Origin of the sequence: Pectobacterium betavasculorum, from assembly GCF_000749845.1 — a bacterium.
Classification (GTDB): domain Bacteria; phylum Pseudomonadota; class Gammaproteobacteria; order Enterobacterales; family Enterobacteriaceae; genus Pectobacterium; species Pectobacterium betavasculorum.
In genome coordinates this window covers 93,850-113,488 of record NZ_JQHM01000009.1, presented here as the reverse complement: position 1 = coordinate 113,488, position 19,639 = coordinate 93,850, and the positions used below count along the sequence as shown (strand labels likewise).

General features: G+C 47.8%; 20 protein-coding genes and 2 tRNA genes. 5 read left to right on the top strand and 17 right to left on the bottom strand.

The genetic code is table 11. The features are described from left to right. Positions 1 to 66: 66 nt before the first annotated feature. Complete coding sequence (locus tag KP22_RS16130) at positions 67 to 1,581, bottom strand: sensor domain-containing protein (protein ID WP_039308734.1); 1,515 nt, start codon at positions 1,579 to 1,581, stop codon at positions 67 to 69. A gap of 784 nt (positions 1,582 to 2,365) precedes the next feature. Continuing rightward, positions 2,366 to 3,157, bottom strand: a complete 792-nt coding sequence (gene pdeH / locus KP22_RS16125) for a cyclic-guanylate-specific phosphodiesterase (protein ID WP_072012604.1) — start codon at positions 3,155 to 3,157, stop codon at positions 2,366 to 2,368. 458 nt (positions 3,158 to 3,615) lie between these two features. Here pdeH and KP22_RS16120 point away from each other — a divergent pair, with 458 nt between their 5' ends. Then, positions 3,616 to 3,876 (top strand): YfhL family 4Fe-4S dicluster ferredoxin, encoded by a 261-nt coding sequence (locus tag KP22_RS16120; protein ID WP_039325170.1) that lies wholly within the window; start codon positions 3,616 to 3,618, stop codon positions 3,874 to 3,876. Between the two features lie 18 nt (positions 3,877 to 3,894). Here the strand turns inward: KP22_RS16120 and acpS are convergent, their stop codons facing one another. The 7 genes from acpS to lepA all read right to left on the bottom strand — a co-directional run bounded on the left by acpS (position 3,895) and on the right by lepA (position 10,492). Further along, the gene (gene acpS, locus KP22_RS16115; RefSeq protein WP_011094792.1) at positions 3,895 to 4,275 is read right to left on the bottom strand and encodes a holo-ACP synthase; all 381 of its coding nucleotides are present in this window, start codon (positions 4,273 to 4,275) and stop codon (positions 3,895 to 3,897) included. Then, on the bottom strand, positions 4,275 to 5,006 hold the full coding sequence (gene pdxJ / locus KP22_RS16110; protein WP_039308743.1) for a pyridoxine 5'-phosphate synthase: 732 nt from the start codon (positions 5,004 to 5,006) through the stop codon (positions 4,275 to 4,277). Before pdxJ ends, acpS begins: the two co-directional genes overlap by 1 nt. An 80-nt stretch (positions 5,007 to 5,086) precedes the next feature. After that, entirely contained in the window at positions 5,087 to 5,824 is a 738-nt protein-coding gene (gene recO, locus KP22_RS16105) for a DNA repair protein RecO (protein ID WP_039308746.1), read from the bottom strand. 11 nt (positions 5,825 to 5,835) lie between these two features. Further along, entirely contained in the window at positions 5,836 to 6,741 is a 906-nt protein-coding gene (era, locus tag KP22_RS16100; protein WP_039308749.1) for a GTPase Era, read from the bottom strand. Beyond that, positions 6,738 to 7,418, bottom strand: coding sequence for a ribonuclease III (rnc, locus tag KP22_RS16095; RefSeq protein WP_012822897.1), 681 nt, complete (start codon positions 7,416 to 7,418; stop codon positions 6,738 to 6,740). The genes era and rnc overlap by 4 nt, the downstream gene beginning before the upstream one ends. A 292-nt stretch (positions 7,419 to 7,710) precedes the next feature. Next, entirely contained in the window at positions 7,711 to 8,676 is a 966-nt protein-coding gene (lepB, locus tag KP22_RS16090; protein ID WP_039308753.1) for a signal peptidase I, read from the bottom strand. A 16-nt stretch (positions 8,677 to 8,692) separates the two neighbouring features. After that, positions 8,693 to 10,492 carry a translation elongation factor 4 gene (gene lepA / locus KP22_RS16085; RefSeq protein WP_039308756.1) on the bottom strand — a complete coding sequence of 600 codons (1,800 nt, stop codon included), beginning with the start codon at positions 10,490 to 10,492 and terminating at the stop codon, positions 8,693 to 8,695. Between lepA and KP22_RS16080 the strand changes: the two genes are divergently transcribed. After that, the gene (locus KP22_RS16080) at positions 10,484 to 10,696 is read left to right on the top strand and encodes a hypothetical protein (protein ID WP_039325169.1); all 213 of its coding nucleotides are present in this window, start codon (positions 10,484 to 10,486) and stop codon (positions 10,694 to 10,696) included. The genes lepA and KP22_RS16080 overlap by 9 nt on opposite strands. A gap of 92 nt (positions 10,697 to 10,788) precedes the next feature. Here KP22_RS16080 and rseC read toward each other — a convergent pair whose 3' ends face one another. The 4 genes from rseC to rpoE are packed head-to-tail and all read right to left on the bottom strand — an operon-like array spanning position 10,789 to position 13,482. Next, complete coding sequence (rseC, locus tag KP22_RS16075) at positions 10,789 to 11,241, bottom strand: SoxR-reducing system protein RseC (protein ID WP_039325167.1); 453 nt, start codon at positions 11,239 to 11,241, stop codon at positions 10,789 to 10,791. Then, entirely contained in the window at positions 11,238 to 12,200 is a 963-nt protein-coding gene (gene rseB, locus KP22_RS16070) for a sigma-E factor regulatory protein RseB (protein ID WP_039308761.1), read from the bottom strand. The genes rseC and rseB overlap by 4 nt, the downstream gene beginning before the upstream one ends. Then, positions 12,200 to 12,847, bottom strand: coding sequence for an anti-sigma-E factor RseA (rseA, locus tag KP22_RS16065; RefSeq protein ID WP_039308763.1), 648 nt, complete (start codon positions 12,845 to 12,847; stop codon positions 12,200 to 12,202). The genes rseB and rseA overlap by 1 nt, the downstream gene beginning before the upstream one ends. A 59-nt stretch (positions 12,848 to 12,906) precedes the next feature. Then, positions 12,907 to 13,482 (bottom strand): RNA polymerase sigma factor RpoE, encoded by a 576-nt coding sequence (gene rpoE, locus KP22_RS16060; protein ID WP_005973561.1) that lies wholly within the window; start codon positions 13,480 to 13,482, stop codon positions 12,907 to 12,909. A gap of 394 nt (positions 13,483 to 13,876) precedes the next feature. Between rpoE and nadB the strand changes: the two genes are divergently transcribed. Continuing rightward, entirely contained in the window at positions 13,877 to 15,478 is a 1,602-nt protein-coding gene (gene nadB / locus KP22_RS16055) for an L-aspartate oxidase (protein ID WP_039308766.1), read from the top strand. 54 nt (positions 15,479 to 15,532) lie between these two features. On the opposite strand, the gene trmN is transcribed toward nadB, so the two are convergent. Next, entirely contained in the window at positions 15,533 to 16,279 is a 747-nt protein-coding gene (trmN, locus tag KP22_RS16050; RefSeq protein ID WP_039325166.1) for a tRNA(1)(Val) (adenine(37)-N(6))-methyltransferase TrmN, read from the bottom strand. 134 nt (positions 16,280 to 16,413) lie between these two features. On the opposite strand from trmN, the gene srmB reads away from it, so the two are divergent. Next, entirely contained in the window at positions 16,414 to 17,739 is a 1,326-nt protein-coding gene (gene srmB, locus KP22_RS16045) for an ATP-dependent RNA helicase SrmB (RefSeq protein ID WP_039308772.1), read from the top strand. Positions 17,740 to 17,808: 69 nt separating this feature from the next. Here srmB and grcA read toward each other — a convergent pair whose 3' ends face one another. Next, positions 17,809 to 18,192, bottom strand: coding sequence for an autonomous glycyl radical cofactor GrcA (gene grcA, locus KP22_RS16040; RefSeq protein ID WP_005973551.1), 384 nt, complete (start codon positions 18,190 to 18,192; stop codon positions 17,809 to 17,811). Positions 18,193 to 18,567: 375 nt separating this feature from the next. Between grcA and ung the strand changes: the two genes are divergently transcribed. Beyond that, positions 18,568 to 19,254, top strand: a complete 687-nt coding sequence (ung, locus tag KP22_RS16035; protein ID WP_039308775.1) for a uracil-DNA glycosylase — start codon at positions 18,568 to 18,570, stop codon at positions 19,252 to 19,254. A 164-nt stretch (positions 19,255 to 19,418) separates the two neighbouring features. Here the strand turns inward: ung and KP22_RS16030 are convergent. Together KP22_RS16030 and KP22_RS16025 are read right to left on the bottom strand one after the other, a co-directional pair. Continuing rightward, positions 19,419 to 19,494 (bottom strand) — tRNA-Ala (locus KP22_RS16030). Between the two features lie 47 nt (positions 19,495 to 19,541). Then, a tRNA-Ala gene (locus tag KP22_RS16025) sits at positions 19,542 to 19,617 on the bottom strand. Positions 19,618 to 19,639 lie beyond the last annotated feature (22 nt).

Below are 19,639 nucleotides of genomic sequence, written 5' to 3'. Positions count from 1 at the left end.
GTAAGTGATTCGGGTGAGTGAACGCAGCCAACGCACATGCAACTTGAAGTATGACGAGTATATTCATCAACGATCGTCCATATCGTGATAAATCTGAGTTTGGCTCCGCCCCATCGCTTTAGCCTGATACATAGCTGAATCAGCATTAATTGCCAGCGTCAGAGAGTCGGAACCGTGCTCTGGGTACAATGCAATACCGATACTGCATGATATATCAAGCGTTTTTCCATTGATCTCAAACGGCTTGTTCAATGCGTTATGAATTTTATCTGCGACATAAAGCGTATTATCAATTTCTTTAATACCCTGAAGCAGAATAATAAATTCATCACCGCTACGGCGATATACCGTATCCGAATCCCTAACCGCACCACGCATACGCGCAGCGGCTTCTTTCAGTAACAAATCGCCAACAGCATGTCCGAATGAATCATTTATCTGTTTAAATTTGTCGAGATCCAGGAACATCAGCGCGATTTTTCTACCTGTTTGTTTCGATAACAAAATCGCCTGTTCCATTTGTTCCGCGAATGTCAGGCCGTTAGCCAATGACGTTAATGAGTCATAGTGTGCCAACTGGCGATAGTGTTCCTCACTGCGCCGCAGCATATCAATGGCATGATAGCGTTCTATGGCGATCGCAATCAGCTGTGCCGATTTCTCTATAGAGAAAATTTCCTCTTCGGTTGGAACATATACTTTTCGATGATAAACACTTAAAACACCTAATATTTCTTTGTTCTGTCCGATGATAGGTTCAGACCAACACGAACGCAGCCCAGCATATAATGCAAGCCCTTTATACAACGACCAGTCTGGATGGACAGAGATATCGTCAGCGATTACCCGTTTACCGGTATAAGCCGCCGTACCAAAAGACGCTACACCATCGGCGATTTTCACATTGTGAATAGCATTTTTATAAAAACCTGGCAGGCTAGGCGCAGATCCCAGCGTCAGACATTTTTTGTCTTTATCGACTAACAGTACAGAACAGACGATGCGGCCAGGATTTTTTTCCTCAACGCTGAAAATGATCGCATCCAGAATATCCTTTAGCGGCGCACCGCTTGATAACAGCTCCAGCGCACGGTTGTATGAATTATCATGATGCTCTTGCGATTTCCGTTCCGTAATATCTAACTTAATACCGACATATTGAGTCGTGTTACTCGCTTTATTATATATCTTAACGATATTGGCCTTTTCCCAATACAGCTGCCCATCTTTGCGCCGGTTAACGAACTCACCACTCCAAATATTACCTTTATTTATGGTAGCCCATAGATCTTCATAGACGCTGGCATTGGTCATACCGGAGTTCAATATATTTGTTTTTTTGCCAATAACCTCATCCGGCATATAACCAGACATGGTAATAAACTGGCGATTTACGTAAATAATTTCACAATTTTCATCTGCTATCATAATTGACGCAGGACTATATTCCATTGCAAAGAAAGTCATGTTAAGAAAATCTTGTTTTTTCTGCTCAACTTTAAACTTTTGTTTAATTTTTCTATTTTTCACAGAAGAAAACAACAACAATAGTAATAGCAAGGTTATTATAATTTCATACACAATAACACTCTCCTCAGGCCCGAGTGATCCTGATCGTACAAATCACAACGCTGATGACGAAAAATCCCGGCAACAACTCCCTCCCCCGAAGATTCTCGGGATTGGTACATTTCCGGAGAGCAGAAAGGATGAAAGAGAAAACGCTCCATGAAGCAGGAGTATTTAGAAACATAGCAACGTCAGCATAAAGCCCTCACATATGACTGTGCGCAGATAAAAACAGCAAATTCAAAAGAGTATCTTAATTTAATAGTAGTAATTGTTCGTGTTATAAGATTTTCTAATGGAATAAAAGAATATTCCTAAAGGTGTATAGCGATGTATTTTGAACATCAATTTTTTGTAAGCAAATCAATTATACCAATAAGTATCATTGTTTTAATCAACAAAATCTATCACAAAATGATTTTCGATCGTTAACAGTAAACATTATATTTTTTTACCCTTGAAAATCAAATAATTAAAAGAAAAAAACAAAATCATTAACGCAAGTGTGCGATTATATGTGTCATAATTTGATGAAAAATCTTCCGTTTCCTATCTCGCTATTTTTTAGAAATTAAACACTAACATAACAAATAAAATAAGAATTAAATAACAAAAACAAAACAAAAAACAGCATTATCACTTGAAATAGAGGGAAGAAAACAAAGCAACTGAAGAGGTGTTTTTTTATACGGCAACAAAGCATTAAGAAATGTAATGAATTGATATGGCAGGAAAGTAGAGAACGGACGGCAAAAATCGGCTAAGTGAAGTGATAGCCTAAACAGCAGGTTATCACCTATAGCTCGAGCTTCAACGCCTCAAAATTTTCGAACGGTTGTGGGCGAGAGAGATAGTATCCCTGAGCAGCATAGGCATGCGATGCCTGAACAATTGTCCATTCCTCCTGTGTCTCGATGCCCTCAATGACCACATAATTACAAAAGCGTGAAAGTAGTGCGATCAATGCAGGGAACACCGTGCGCCCTTCACTACTTTGTTGCAGGAGAATAAAAAGTTCGCGGGCCACTTTGATACAGTCATACTGAGCCAACATCAGTGATGAAAAATTCGCCATACCGCAGCCAAAATCATCAAGCCAGAGGGTTTGTGCTTCAGGGAGCTTAGTTAAGATTTCTTTTGGTAGCCCTCCCTGATTTTCGATCATTTCAAAACGAATCCAGGGCATTGTTGCGATCAGTCGTTTGGCTTCAAGATTATTTTGCAACGCCAATAACGTCATGCCATCAATGTTGACAGAGGCAAAAAGATCGTCGCGAATAAATCGAACATGCCACTGAGATAAAAGTTGTAGTTGCTCTACAATAATTAACAGACGGGTTTCAACATCAATATTCGCGAAGTATTTTTCAGGAGAGATGAATTTTTGCGGCAGGATGGGAGAAAAAACAGAAGTCAGTAACTCAATAGCCATTAATTTACCGGATGTTCGATAAATGGGCTGAAAAGTATACCGCCGTTGACATTGGAGCCAATAATCAGCGTCTAATGTTCCCGCGCTTTCCTGTTGGAAAAATCCTACCCCAACCTGATTAAGATGACCTTCCTGCTGCACTATGAGTTCCGCCATTAAACTGACACTATTAGTTATAAAATTATATCATATGGACATGCACCGTCATCGACACTCCTGATGCAAACGTCATCGCTAATTCCGATTAAATCAATGTCCATGATATTACAAAAATAAGTGGTTCAATATCACAACTAAATTTATTTAAACTGTAAATCAATGAATTAAAACCCAAGAAACACAGTTGCACTGGCTGATTGATACAGTCTAAAGCATAGGTATAAAACCAATTTAACGAACAGATGGTAATTTTACCCTGTAACCTCACTATTTATGCAGCCAATAGATTGCATGCTGAAGGCCTACTAAAGCACAGTAAACCGCCCTAGAAGAAAGGTGCGCGAAGACAACAGGGAGCCGGCCCACTGTATATTGTCGATCAATGACAGTTACGCGTGTCTAAACGGGCATCAACAGGTATAATCTGCGCCCTGTTTGTAAGGTAGAAGAACATCATGGCGTTACTCATCACCCATAAATGCATTAACTGTGACATGTGCGAACCTGAGTGCCCTAATCAGGCCATTTCCATGGGCATGGACATTTATGAAATTGATACCACTCTCTGCACTGAGTGTGTTGGTCACTATGACACGCCGACATGTCAGAAAGTCTGTCCAATCGACAATACGATCGTCAAAGACCCAAACCATCTTGAAGGTAATGAGCAGTTGTGGGAAAAATACGTGCTCATGCATCACGCCGACAGGATTTGATAATCCATTTATGCGCGGTCAACTTTCGATAATCACCGTCGCACAGGCATAGCGTCTTTCATCAGCCAGCGTCACATGGACGTGTCTGACACCCATTTGTTCAGCCAGCTCTGCCGCTTTAGCAAAAAACCGCAGGCAAGGTTTACCCAGTTCGTCATTAAAAACCTCAAACTGGTTGAACGCGAGCCCGTTACGGATTCCGGTACCAAAGGCCTTTGCTGCCGCTTCTTTCACGGCAAAGCGCTTGGCGAGGAAACGAACAGGCTGCTGATGCTGCTGATAATGCGCCCATTCAGCATCCGTCAGAATGCGGCGAGCCAATCGCTCGCCTGAACGTTCAATCACTACTTCAATACGGGCAATTTCGACAATATCCGTTCCCAGCCCAAGAATCGCCATCAGCGACGAGCTTCCCGCATCAGCATCTTCATTTCGGCAACGGCATCTTTCAGCCCGCTCATCACCGCGCGCCCGATAATCGCATGCCCGATATTTAATTCGTGCATTTCCGGCAACGCCGCAATCGGCAGAACGTTATGGTACGTTAAGCCATGACCGGCATTAACCTTGAGCCCTTGCGCCGCTGCGTAAGTCGCAGCATCACGAATGCGCTCGAACTCATGCTGGCGAGTTTCATCATCTGGCGCATCGGCATACGCCCCGGTATGAATTTCGATATAAGGTGCTCCGCTGGCAACAGCGGCATCAATTTGCCGTTTATCTGCATCGATAAAGAGCGATACCAATATGTTTGCCTGGATAAGTCTGGCCACCGCGTTATCAATTTTTTCCTGCTGCCCTGCCACATCTAGCCCACCTTCTGTTGTTACCTCCTGGCGTTTTTCTGGGACCAGACAGCAAAAATGCGGCTTCACCTCACAGGCGATATTCAGCATTTCTTCAGTGACAGCCATTTCCAGATTCATACGGGTTTGGAGTGTCTCTCTCAGGATCCGCACATCACGGTCCGTGATATGACGACGATCTTCACGCAAGTGCACCGTGATGCCATCCGCTCCCGCCTGCTCAGCGATAAAAGCCGCCTGAACGGGATCGGGATACGCCGTTCCACGTGCATTACGCAGTGTCGCAATGTGATCGATATTAACGCCAAGCAACAATTCAGCCATGATAAATCCTCGGTAAAGTCATGCACGTTACGTGGCAGTTTACACCGATGTCACAGCGTCAGGGTACTGAAGGAAGAGGATTATTTATCAGAAGATGTGGGTTTGGACAAATTAGCAGCAGGAACAAACTGTCGAAATAGCTCGCGACTTTTCAACGGTTTTCCCCCCAGATACGGCTTTAACGCGATGCGGGTGAAACGCTTTGCAGCCTTCAGTGTGCCCACATCAGGAAATTCACGCGATGCCAGTGAATGCAGTTCATGCCCGGTAAAACTTTTATTATCGACAACCAGACTGGCAATAAATCCTCTTTCCTCTCGATACTGATAGGTCATAGTATCTGACACAGGTTCACCGCTACCCGCACAATGCAGGAAATCGACGCCATATCCCAAATAGCCCAGTAGCGCGAGTTCAAAGCGCCTTAATGCCGGTTCTGGAGAAGCATCTTGTACAGCAAGATGTTGTAAGCAGTGGAGATAATCAAAGAAAAGAGCAGAATAATTGGTTTCATGCTCCAGTACACGAGACAGCAGTTCGTTAACGTATAAACCGCTATACAGCATCGAACCTGTCAGTGGCAACGCCAGCGAAACAGGCTCCGCACTGCGTAATGTTTTCACTTCTCCCCGCCCACTCCAGCGCACCAGCAGCGGAGTGAAAGGCTGTAAGCAACCTTTCAGGCTAGAGCGGCGAGCTCGTGCGCCTTTGGCAAGCACACGAACCCGACCATCGCTTTCGCTAAACAGATCCAGCAATAAGCTGGTTTCACTGTAAGGTCGCCCATGTAAGACAAATGCGCGCTGCCAGCCTTCCATCGGCGTGAACCTTACAAGTCTTCGCTATAACCCAGGCTACGCAGGGCTCGTTCGTCATCTGCCCAGCCGGATTTCACTTTGACCCACAGCTCAAGGTGAACTTTGGCTTCGAACATCTCTTCCATATCCTGACGAGACTCGATTCCAATGGTTTTAATTTTGGCACCCTTGTTGCCAATGACCATCTTCTTCTGGCCTTCACGCTCAACCAATATCAGACCGTTGATGTCATAGCCGCCGCGTTCATTCGTCACGAAACGCTCTATTTCGACCGTTACAGAATACGGTAATTCTTCACCCAGGAAACGCATCAGCTTTTCTCGAATTATTTCCGAGGCCATAAAACGCTGAGAACGATCGGTGATGTAATCTTCCGGGAAGTGATGCGTTGTCTGCGGTAAGTGTTTACGCACAATGCTGGCAATCGTATCAACATTGGTGCCTTTCTCCGCAGAGATTGGTACGACATCAAGGAAGTCCATCTGCTGGCTAAGGAACTGAATGTGCGGCAGTAACTTGGTTTTATCCGTGACGTTATCGACTTTATTGATTGCCAACAGCACAGGAAGTTTCTGGTCACGCAGTTTATTCAACACCATGTCATCGTCGTCGTTCCAGTGCGTACCTTCGACAACGAAAATGATCAGCTCAACGTCACCAATCGAGCTACTCGCCGCACGGTTCATCAGGCGGTTAATCGCGCGCTTTTCTTCAATATGCAATCCCGGCGTATCCACATAGATAGCCTGATAAGGCCCTTCAGTGTGAATACCCATAATGCGATGCCGCGTCGTCTGAGGCTTACGTGACGTAATTGAGATCTTCTGCCCCAATAATTGATTCAATAACGTCGATTTTCCGACGTTAGGTCGACCAACAATCGCGACAAAACCGCAGTGTGTCTGTACTTCGCTCATTCAAGCTCCAGTTTTTTCAACGCTTGTTCAGCCGCAGCCTGTTCAGCTTTACGACGGCTCGATCCTGTACCAATGACCGACTCGCTAAAGCCGCTCACCTGACAGTGGATAGTAAATTCCTGATCGTGTGCTTCCCCACGAACCTGCACAACCAGATAGGTTGGCAAAGGTAAGTGGCGCCCTTGCAGAAATTCCTGCAACCGCGTTTTCGGATCTTTTTGCTTATCGCCAGGACTGATTTCATCCAGACGCGTTTGATACCAATTCAGGATCAAACGCTCGATATTCAGGATGTCACTGTCGAGGAAAATGCCACCAATCAGCGCTTCGACCGTATCAGCCAGGATCGATTCACGACGGAAACCACCGCTTTTCAATTCACCGGGACCGAGGCGCAAACACTCTCCCAGTTCGAATTCACGCGCGATTTCCGCCAGCGTGTTTCCCCGTACCAGCGTTGCCCTCATCCGGCTCATATCCCCTTCATCAACCTTGGGGAAACGGTGATACAGCGCATTGGCGATCACAAAACTCAGGATGGAGTCACCCAGGAATTCGAGTCTTTCATTATGTTTGCTGCTGGCGCTACGATGCGTCAACGCCTGTAACAAAAGCTCGTACTGCTGAAAAGTATAGCCCAGCTTTCTTTGTAAACGATTTATCAGGATGGGATTCATGTGTTACCAATAGATCAACGATGCGTCAAAAACAGCAGCATACGGAACAGCCCTGCTTACCAATTCGGTCAAAACTGTTTCGTTTGCATTGGCTCCCATAAGAGAACCTGCCTTTCTGCCCGTCATACTTCGCGTTGCATGTTCGTTAACATGGTTCAAACGATAACGTTTTGTCCTGCAACTCGTACTATTTAGGGCATGTTCTTTCAAAAATAACGTTTCAGAAAATATTCTACAACGGACAGCATCAGAATGCTGCCTGTATCTTATTTTGATCAATGTTTACTTTTGATTAATGAATACCACCGATGCGGCTCAAACGTACACCAGTAGGCCATTCACCTTCCTGCTTCTCAAAGCTCATCCAGATAGCAGTAGCTTTACCGACCAGATTTCTCTCCGGTACAAAACCCCAGTAGCGACTATCCAGACTGTTGTCTCGGTTATCACCCATCATGAAGTAGTGCCCGGTCGGGACAACCCATGTCGCAAGCTGCTGCTGTGATTGCTTATAATAACCACCGAGTTGATCCTGCTGACCCGGCACCAACAGAATATTGTGTGTTACATTGCCTAATGACTCTTTGCGTGCGCCCATGCGAACCCCCTCTACGCTGTTGTCATTGGCAGGCACCTGATAGAAACCACCACGCGCTTCCACACCGGGCTGATTGAAAGTCTGAACAAAGTCACTAGGTTGCACATTACTGTACGTGACCGCCAGAGCCGTATCACACGCCTGTTGCCCCTGACAGGATGGACGAATCGTGACCTGCTTGGTCATCGGGTTATAGCTGACGCGATCGCCAGGCACGCCAACCACCCGTTTGATGAAGTCCACCTTCGGATCGGACGGATATTTAAACACCACCACATCGCCACGCTTCGGGTGCCCCGTTTCAATCAGCGTTTGTTGCGTGAAGGGTTCTTTAATGCCATAGGCAAATTTTTCCACCAGGATAAAATCACCGATCAATAGCGTCGGCATCATCGAACCAGATGGAATTTGAAACGGCTCATAAATAAAGGAGCGCACAACCAACACCAAAGCAACAACAGGGAATACGGATGCTATCGTCTCGATCCAGCCAGGTTGTACAATGGCTTTCGATGAAACCGCGCCATCAGCCAGGTCGGCACCGCTCATAGCGGCAAATTTTTTCCGACGAGCGGGTTCCCAGACGAAGCGCTCTAAACACCAGACAATCCCCGTGACCAGCGTCACCAATGCCAGAATTACGGCAAACATATTGGCCATGCCAACTCCTCAGAATTTATTTACTGTCTTTGCCGACGTGCAAAATTGCCAGAAACGCCTCTTGCGGCAGTTCGACGTTGCCGACCTGCTTCATCCGTTTCTTACCGTCTTTCTGTTTCTGCAACAGTTTCTTCTTACGGCTGACGTCGCCACCATAACACTTGGCCAGTACGTTTTTACGCAATTGCTTAACCGTAGAGCGCGCAATAATGTGGTTACCAATCGCAGCCTGAATCGCAATATCAAACTGCTGACGCGGAATAAGTTCTTTCATCTTTTCGACGAATTCACGACCACGATATTGTGAATTATCACGGTGAGTAATCAGAGCTAATGCATCGACACGCTCGTTGTTGATTAATACATCAACGCGCACCATGTCCGATGTCTGGAAACGTTTGAAGCCGTAATCCAGCGATGCATAGCCACGAGAGGTTGATTTCAGGCGATCAAAGAAATCGAGCACCACTTCAGCCATCGGGATTTCATACGTCAACGCCACCTGATTACCGTGATACACCATGTTCGTCTGCACGCCACGCTTCTCAATACAGAGCGTAATTACGTTGCCCAAATATTCCTGAGGCATCAGCATGTGACACTCGGCAATCGGTTCGCGCAGTTCCTGGATATTATTCAACGGCGGCAGTTTAGACGGGCTATCAACATAAATGGTTTCTTTCGCCGTCGTTTCTACTTCATACACTACTGTTGGTGCCGTGGTGATCAGTTCCAGATCGTACTCACGCTCCAGACGTTCCTGAATGATCTCCATGTGCAACAGACCAAGAAAGCCACAGCGGAAGCCAAAGCCTAGCGCAGTGGAGCTTTCCGGCTCATAGAACAGAGAGGCATCATTGAGGCTCAACTTGCCTAACGCATCACGGAATGCTTCATAGTCGTCGGAACTGATCGGGAACAGACCGGCATAAACCTGAGGTTTGACTTTTTTGAAGCCCGGCAGCGCTTTTTCAGCCGGATGGCGCGCCAACGTTAGCGTATCCCCGACTGGCGCACCCAAAATATCTTTGATGGCGCAAACCAGCCAGCCTACTTCGCCACAGTTCAATACATCGCGGTCGATCTGCTTCGGTGTAAAAATACCGAGACGGTCGGCGTTATAAACCTGACCTGTACTCATTACCTTAATTTTGTCGCCTTTGCGCATTGTGCCGTTTTTGATACGTACCAGCGACACAACGCCAAGGTAGTTATCGAACCAAGAGTCGATAATCAGCGCCTGCAACGGTTCATCAGGGCTGCCTTCCGGCGCTGGAATATCACGAACCAGGCGCTCCAATACATCCGGCACGCCAATCCCTGTTTTTGCAGAACAGCGCACAGCATCGGTAGCATCAATACCGACGATATCTTCAATTTCCTGAGCAACACGATCTGGGTCAGCAGCAGGCAGGTCGATCTTGTTCAGAACCGGCACCACTTCCAGATTCATATCCAACGCGGTATAGCAGTTGGCCAACGTTTGAGCTTCAACCCCCTGCCCAGCATCAACAACAAGCAACGCGCCCTCACAGGCAGCGAGCGAGCGGGAAACCTCATAAGAGAAGTCAACGTGCCCAGGCGTATCAATGAAGTTTAGCTGGTAGGTTTGGCCGTCCTGCGCTTTATAATCCAGCGTCACGCTTTGTGCTTTAATCGTTATTCCGCGTTCACGCTCCAGATCCATGGAATCCAGAACCTGCGCAGCCATTTCACGCTCGGTTAAACCGCCACAAATCTGGATAATACGGTCAGATAGCGTTGATTTACCGTGGTCGATATGGGCAATAATGGAGAAATTTCGTATATGCTTCATTATAAAAATTTTTCTACCTTGATATTCCTGAAATTCTTGCCGATGGGCATGCGCATAGGTGGAAACAGCAGCGATGTTATTCCACCTGAATCGCAGCATTCTACATGCGAGAAGCGTGAAAACCTAGTCATGTCCGGTGCATTCCCCTTGATTATGACGGTTTTATTTGGAATAGCAGGACAACAAGAGGAAAGCAGGAAGTAAAGTGTCATTACGTGGTAAACATCGTGTCGAAAGATAACAAAATACTGAACACAGTCTCCGCATCGCACGCCATTTATGCTCAGGCTCACAGGTCAATTTTGTAAGAGAGTGCCAGACAACGCAATTTGCAGGATAACAGGCTCATAACGCTTATTTTTACCTAACCGTTTTGCCCATTGCTTCACGCCGATAAACGCGCCCCCCCCGCCCAACAACGCGCCGATAACGGCAGCCAAATCGGTACCGAATAGCGTTTGGAATATCGCCGCCCCGATCAGCAATCCAACCAGCGGGACGAAGTAAACCAGAGCAGCAGAAAGTAGTAATCGCCCTTCTGAAATACCCAATTCCACTTTTTGCCCGACCTCTAAAGGTCGATCGTAAGGAACATACAGCGTATTTTCAGCGGAAAGCCCGAGCTGGCTTAACAAGCCCGTCCCACACGACGAACGGGATTTACAACTGCCACATCCCGCACTCGGCTCACACCGCAACTCTGCGATGCCATCCTGCCATGACACAACCGTTGCCCACTCTTTGATCATGGTTGCGCCTTCAGAACGATACTGTCAGCCACGCGCTTAGCCGTCGAGGGGGGAATATCACCGACAACGGTAATCTCGCGATTTCCCCGCATGACGGTATGAATAGAACGTCGTCCCGTGAGCAGAGACTGTTCCTCACTCACGTCAGAAGACGGGCTAATGTTAATCGAGAAGCTAAACAAACCATCGCTGTACAGACGTGTTTCAATCGGAATAGACGAGCCGGGCAATACTTTTTTGCTGTGCGAAAGCGCTTTCATCCCCGCAGGCAGCCATTCTGGCTCCCAGGTAAAATCACCTTTTTCTGTAGCAGGCGTGGGTAACACAGGGGGAAGTTTGATCCCTTCCAACGGACGCATCACGCTAACCACATCATCATCAACAATCAGCGATGTTGTTAAGAATTGCTCCAACCGTTTGTCACCATTGCGATCCTGTAGATCAATGCGCAAGGGAAGTTTCGATTCCGCATCAATCCACACCATGTAGCTGTAGCGCGTACCATCTCGGGAAATGACTCGAATCCCTGATGCCAGACGATCGGCAATACGCACCCTTCCGTCGGCGGGAATAAAATCATAATAAGGCGAGAGTTTCTGGAAATCAGCGAAAACCAGAGAAGGGAGAGAATCTACGATATGATCGCTGGCTAGCGTAAACGGCTCAAAACCGGGATCAAAGTAGCTGACCTCATTACCACGCTGCAAAATTTCGCGTCGCGGCCCATCCATAAACAGCAACTGCGCCAAGGAACGATTATTGACTACGGCATGGCGATACCGCACTGACTCAAATCCTTGCAGAGTGATGTTAATAAATGAAATTTCGTAATTCAGAGAACGAACGGCGCTATTCATCTGTTGCAGCAACGCGCCCGGCTCAACATTCTGAGCCGGGGCGAAGGTAGAATAAAACAGGCTGCCAATCAGAAAACAGACGGCGGACCAAACACGCTTCATTAACGAGACTGTGTTCCTAATGATTGAGTGCCGGGAACCTGAATGGCCGCTTGCTGATCGTCTTGCGGCAGAGCGTGCTCAGCATGTAGCCGGCGCTGTAATTCGTAGTCCTGTAAAATGGCGTTAAGACGATTACGCTGCATATCGGATTTCTGTTGACCACTGTGAGGGGCAACATTTTCAGACGGCACGCCCAGACTCACTGGAGAGGCAGTTCCCATAGCGGGTAAGGTGCTAAACACGCCGGATTCGACAACATGTTCAGGTGCGTTACCCTGCTGATAATTTTGTACGCCGACGATCACCGCTAAGGACACGCAGGCGGCGACACCGACTTGCGTCAGTTGGCTACCCCACGGACGGATTTTGTGCCAGAAAGGCATTTTCGTCCATTCGACAGGTTGTGGCTGAGATTCAGGCTGCGCTTGTGGAACCAGACGAACAGGCTCTTTTTCGATTGCAGCGGCAACGCGAGAAGCGATGTCCAGGTGAATCACGTTTTCACTGACATCACCCCGCAACGTATCACGAATTAGATGATAACTTTGCCAACTTTGCTGTAACGCGTCATCGCGTGACAATGCGCCTAACAGTTCGGAATCTACTGCTTCGCCATCCATTAAAGCGGAAAGTTTCTCTTTCTGCATACCGACACCCTTACCTTGTCAAATCCATCATTAGTCATGCGCATAACAGAAAACACTCGTTAGCGCTGAATAAGCGGTTGTACTTTATTATCAATAGCTTCCCGCGCTCGGAAAATACGAGAACGAACAGTGCCGACGGGACAATCCATAATCACAGCAATCTCTTCGTAACTTAAACCGTCCAACTCACGCAGCGTAATCGCTAAACGTAAATCTTCCGGCAAAGACTCGATGGTTCGGAAAACTATGCTTCGTAATTCTTCTGACAACATTAAATTCTCAGGGTTCGATATTTCTTTCAGTGCGCCCGCATTTTCGTAGTTTTCTGCGTCATTAGCATCAATGTCGCTGGAAGGCGGGCGGCGGCCCTGAGCTACCAGATAATTCTTGGCCGTATTCACTGCAATACGATACAGCCACGTATAGAACGCACTATCGCCGCGGAATGATTCCAGCGCGCGATACGCTTTAATAAACGATTCCTGTACCACGTCCGGCACGTCCCCTTGAGGAACATACCGCGATACCAGGCTCGCTACCTTATGCTGATAACGAACGACCAACAAGTTAAACGATTTTTGATCGCCTTTTTGGACTCGCTCGACCAGAACCTGATCTGCCAGTTGCTCGCTCATCCGAGGTAATCTCTACTCAAACCGTTCTCCACACATAAAATAGTACTGCCAGCTATATAAGTCATATTTAGAGCAAGCTCCTCATTAGAACCAAGACATTCAATAAAGTTCCGAGCCATCATTTTTCTTTTACTTAGCGCCGTTACTCGTCTTTGCGATGCGTATCATGACGCATTCTCTTCATTACACATTGTCTTCATCAAAAAAATTGTCTTCATCTGAGGGTTCTACGTTCTTGCGAGGATGATACGATAAATCCAAGGTATTCGCACGATTCACCATGCTCCATCATCCGCTTATTCTTTATAGCGTAAGGGGCTAAAAACCCATACTGCAATCAACCGTTGGGTGCTAACATCGGAATTCCTCTTCTTTTTGCATCCACGACACGACCATGCAAACGACCACTGAACACGTCTGTGATGTTTTAATCATTGGCAGCGGTGCTGCCGGGCTTTCACTCGCGCTGCGGCTGGCTTCACAGGCCAACGTGACGGTACTAAGCAAAGGCCCACTCAACGAAGGCGCGACGTTTTATGCTCAAGGCGGCATCGCAGCCGTTTTCGATGAAACCGACACAATTGATTCTCATATCGACGATACATTGATCGCTGGTGATGGCCTGTGTGAAAGGGAGGCCGTTGAATTCATCGCCAGTAATGCCAAACACTGCGTGCAATGGCTGATAGAACAAGGCGTGCTATTCGATACCGAAACCAGCACCAGCGGCGAAGAACGCTATCATCTCACGCGCGAAGGTGGACATAGCCACCGTCGGATTCTGCACGCAGCGGATGCAACCGGAAAAGAAGTGGAAAATACGCTGGTGCAGAGAGCGTTATCCCATCCGAATATTAAGATTATGGAACGCTGTAACGCCGTCGATTTAATTACCTCCAATAAGCTGGGTTTGCCCGGTACTCGTCGTATTATTGGTGCTTATATATGGAGCCGTGAACGGGAACGCGTCGAATCCTGCCGGGCGAAAACGGTAGTTTTAGCGACCGGTGGCGCATCCAAAGTTTATCAATACACCACGAATCCGGATATTTCCTCCGGCGACGGTATCGCCATGGCGTGGCGTGCGGGTTGTCGTGTGGCAAATCTGGAATTCAATCAATTTCACCCGACCTGCCTGTTCCATCCGCAGGCGCGAAATTTCCTGCTAACGGAAGCGTTACGCGGTGAAGGCGCATACCTCAAGCGCCCTGACGGCTCCCGCTTTATGCCCGATTTCGATGCAAGGGGCGAGTTGGCTCCGCGTGATGTGGTCGCCCGAGCGATTGACCATGAGATGAAACGGCTTGGTGCAGACTGTATGTATCTGGATATCAGCCACAAGCCGGAAGCGTTCATCAAACAGCACTTCCCTACTATCGATGAAAAGCTACAGTCTCTCGGCATTGATCTGACGCGAGAAGCCATACCGATCGTCCCGGCAGCGCACTATACCTGTGGCGGAGTGATGGTCGACCAGCATGGGCGTACCGACCTTGACGGCCTGTATGCGATTGGCGAAGTCAGCTATACCGGATTGCACGGCGCAAACCGCATGGCATCCAATTCACTGCTGGAATGCCTGGTTTATGGCTGGTCAGCCGCCGAGGATATTTTGCAGCGTTTACCGCAAATCAAAGCGGTAAAAAAATTGCCGGATTGGGATGAAAGCCAGGTCGACAACTCCGACGAACAGGTAGTGATCCAGCATAACTGGCACGAACTGCGTCTGTTTATGTGGGACTACGTTGGGATCGTGCGGACCACCAAGCGGCTGGAACGGGCGCAACGCCGAATCCATCTGCTTCAGCAGGAAATTAATGAGTACTACTCCCACTTCCGCATTTCCAACAATTTGCTGGAGCTACGTAATCTGGTGCAGGTCGCCGAACTCATCGTCCGCTGTGCGTTGGAAAGGAAAGAAAGCCGCGGGCTGCATTATACGCTGGACTATCCAGAACAGTTCGAAGCACCGACACCAACGATTCTGGTGCCATAATTCATAAAAATCGTAGTTCAGAAAAGGCAGACGCGGCAACAAAGCGTCTGCCACCTACATGAAAAGATAAAAATCTTTTGTCAGTTGCTGAAAATCCGTCGAATAACGTCTTTCTGCATCACGTATAGCCAACCAAGAACTCACACACTCCTTTTCTTCGCGAGACAGCGCCAGCAAAACGCGATGCGCTGGTCTATCTTCCTGTTCAGATACGAGAAGCTGCTGTTGGACGTGCCAATTGTGTTGCTGCGCCAGCGGGATAAAGTGCTCCGCAACCTGAACGGGCAGCACTACGCAAAAAATCCCCTCAGGCATCAAGAGTTGATGAGCGCAGCCCAATAGCACTTCATGGGTTAACAATGTGGTGTAGCGCGCCTGCTCACGCTGAGCTGAACCACACGCGATCCCCGGCGAGAAATAAGGCGGATTGCTTATAATCAACGAATACTCAGAGAATCGCGTCGCGGTGAAATCCACGATATCTTCAGTATAAACCGCTATTCTTTCCGCCCATGGAGAAACGGCAACGTTTTCTCTCGCCTGCTGACTGGCGGCGCTATCCAGCTCAACGGCATCAATCCGAACATGCGGCTCGGAACGTTGCGCCAGCATCAACGCGAGGAGGCCAGAACCACTGCCGATATCCAGGACCCGCGTGGCTGAGGACACCGGTGTCCACGCACCCAGAAGAATGCCATCGGTCCCCACCTTCATTGCACAGCGATCGTGCGCCACAAAGAATTGCTTGAAGGTAAATCCATCCCGACGCAATGTCAGTTTATTATCAGCCTGATGACTCATGAAAATAAGATTCCAAACGCAAACCGCAGTAGCATAGGTGAAACATCAATGCAGGAAAAGTGCCGATGTCTGCTTAAACAGGTGAAGAAACCGGCCAATCCGTCTATAATCGGCGCCCCAAATAGAGGTAGACCATGACTGTAACCAATTTTTCCGAGCTCGATCTTGATGAAAGCCTGTTAGACGCCCTGCGTGATATGGGTTATGAACGTCCGACTGCGATTCAAGCCGAGGCAATTCCTCCGGCGATGGAAGGCCGTGACGTACTGGGCTCCGCGCCAACAGGAACAGGTAAAACCGCCGCTTATCTGCTGCCGGTTTTGCAGCATCTTATCGATTTCCCTCGTAAAAAATCAGGTCCACCTCGTATTCTGATCCTCACGCCAACGCGTGAACTCGCCATGCAGGTAGCCGATCAGGCGCGAGCATTCGCAGCACATACGCATCTGGATATCGCCACTATCACTGGCGGCGTGGCATATATGAACCACGCGGAAGTGTTCAGTGAAAATCAGGATGTCGTCGTCGCGACAACTGGCCGTCTGATGCAATACATCAAAGAAGAAAACTTTGATTGCCGCGCGGTAGAAACGCTGATTCTGGACGAAGCGGACAGAATGCTGGATATGGGCTTTGCCCAAGATATTGAACACATCGCCGGAGAAACCCGCTGGCGCAAGCAAACCCTGCTGTTTTCTGCGACGCTGGAAGGGGACGCGATCAAGGATTTCGCCGAGCGTCTGCTCAACGAACCGGTTGAGATCGAGTCCGATCCATCACGTCGGGAACGTAAAAAAATTCTGCAATGGTATTACCGTGCCGACGATCTCAAACACAAAACGGCCCTGCTTTGCCATCAGTTAAAACAGCCAGATGTTACGCGTTCTATCATCTTTGTACGCAAGCGTGAGCGGGTGCATGAGCTCGTATCCTGGCTGCATGAAGCTGGCATTAACTCATGCTATCTCGAAGGCGAAATGGTGCAAGCCAAGCGCAACGAGGCGATCAAACGCATGAGCGACGGTCGGGTTAACGTGCTGGTGGCAACCGATATCGCAGCGCGTGGCATCGATATTGACGATGTCAGCCACGTATTTAACTTCGACTTGCCGCGCACAGCAGATACTTACCTTCACCGTATCGGCCGCACCGGCCGCGCGGGTCGCAAAGGCTGTGCCATCTCTTTCGTTGAAGCTCACGATCACCTGCTGCTGGGAAAAATCAGCCGCTACCTGAATGAGCCGCTAAAACCGCGCGTCATTGAAGAGCTTCGCCCAGAGACCAAAGCGCCAAGCGCCAAAACGACGGGCAAACCGTCGAAAAAAGTGCTCGCCAAGCGGAAAGAGAAAAAAGAGAAGGAAAAAGAAAAAATTAAAGTGAAGGTTCGCGATCGCGACAGTAAAAATGTTGGTAAGCGTCGTCAACCAACAAAGAAAACCGACGAACCGTCGGCTGAATAAAGTTTCTATAAAATAGAGACATAAAAAAGGGAGCTTCGGCTCCCTTTCTGTTAAAGCTTAAGTAACAACTTACAGGCTTGCGGTAAAAGTACGCGCGATAACGTCGCGCTGCTGCTCTGGCGTCAGTGAATTGAAACGCACAGCGTAGCCAGATACGCGGATAGTCAGCTGTGGATAGTTTTCCGGATGCTTAACGGCATCTTCCAGCGTCTCACGGCGCAGAACATTTACGTTCAGGTGTTGACCGCCTTCCACACGCACTTCAGGTTTGATTTCCAGCGGAATTTCACGATACTCAATCTGCCCCAGATCGCTCACCGGAACGATTTGATCTTCGCTATAACCCGATTTAGCACACACGCAACGCGCCTGTGATTTTTCTTCATCCAGCAACCAGAAAGAATTGATCAGCGCGCTGTCGTTAGCCTTGGTGATTTGAATACCAGTAACCATAATTGCCTCCGTAAAACGGCGTGTTATTGTCTTAGTTAAAAACGAACGTAGTTAAAAACTGACTTAGTTAAAAACGGCCAGATTTCGTAACGATCGTATAAAACTGTTTGTATCTACTCCCTTATATACCAGCCTGATAGCTAGGCATCCTTGACTTAAATCAATTTTAAAAACCCACCATTTAACCACACGAAGGCAATTTATTGTTTTATATCAATTTTACCAAGACACCGAATTGCAAATATTTTTGTAAATTTTCAATTTTTTTTCAAAAAAACGTTCTTTCACCCGACAATAGCGGTTACGGTTTTACCTCAGCACAATAGATCGGTAAGCTACCTACAACACCATTCAACCTGTAAAAAAGAGTGCATGATGGCGACCCTCCTTACCTGGCATGACGTGCTAGCACAAGAAAAGCAGCAGCCTTATTTCATCAATACCCTTGAGTTCGTAGGGAAAGAGCGGGCTGCTGGTAAGACGATCTATCCCCCGCAGAAAGATGTTTTTAACGCATTTCGCTTTACCGAACTGCATCAGGTCAAAGTCGTCATTCTGGGGCAAGACCCTTATCACGGCCCGAATCAGGCACATGGGCTGTCGTTCTCGGTACGTCCGGGTGTACCCGCTCCGCCTTCTCTGGGTAATATTTATAAAGAACTGGCGAGCGATATCCCTGGATTTGAAATCCCACGACACGGTTTTCTGCAAAGCTGGGCGGAGCAAGGCGTTTTACTGTTAAACACAGTACTAACCGTTGAAGCTGGACAGGCGCACTCTCACGCCAATCTGGGCTGGGAAACCTTTACTGACCGCGTTATTGCTGCATTGAATGAACAGCGGGAAGGTGTGGTCTTTCTTTTGTGGGGCTCGCATGCACAGAAAAAAGGCAACATCATTGACCAACAGCGTCACCATATTCTGAAATCGCCACACCCTTCTCCACTGTCTGCACATCGTGGTTTTTTGGGTTGCAAGCATTTTTCGCAGGCTAATCAGCTTCTGGAACAGCAAGGATTGTCGCCAATAGACTGGACGCCAAGGCTCCCGGAAGAGGCTTAAGCGATAACGGTTTGGTTGTCTTCAAAAAATGAAGGCAGCCAACTAGCGTTTACCAAGAACCGTTTACAGGGAATCACTGACAAACGTATTAAGCAAATGAAAAACGTTGATTGAATACGGAGAAATTGAAAAAACGGAATGAAATCAGAAGTAATGCGATGATTTGGTGGAGCTAAGCGGGATCGAACCGCTGACCTCTTGCATGCCATGCAAGCGCTCTCCCAGCTGAGCTATAGCCCCACAACGTGTGAAATGTTCGTGATAACTAACCAAACAAAGGGAGTGTTTGGTGGAGCTAAGCGGGATCGAACCGCTGACCTCTTGCATGCCATGCAAGCGCTCTCCCAGCTGAGCTATAGCCCCGTATCTTACAGCGTCACCATAA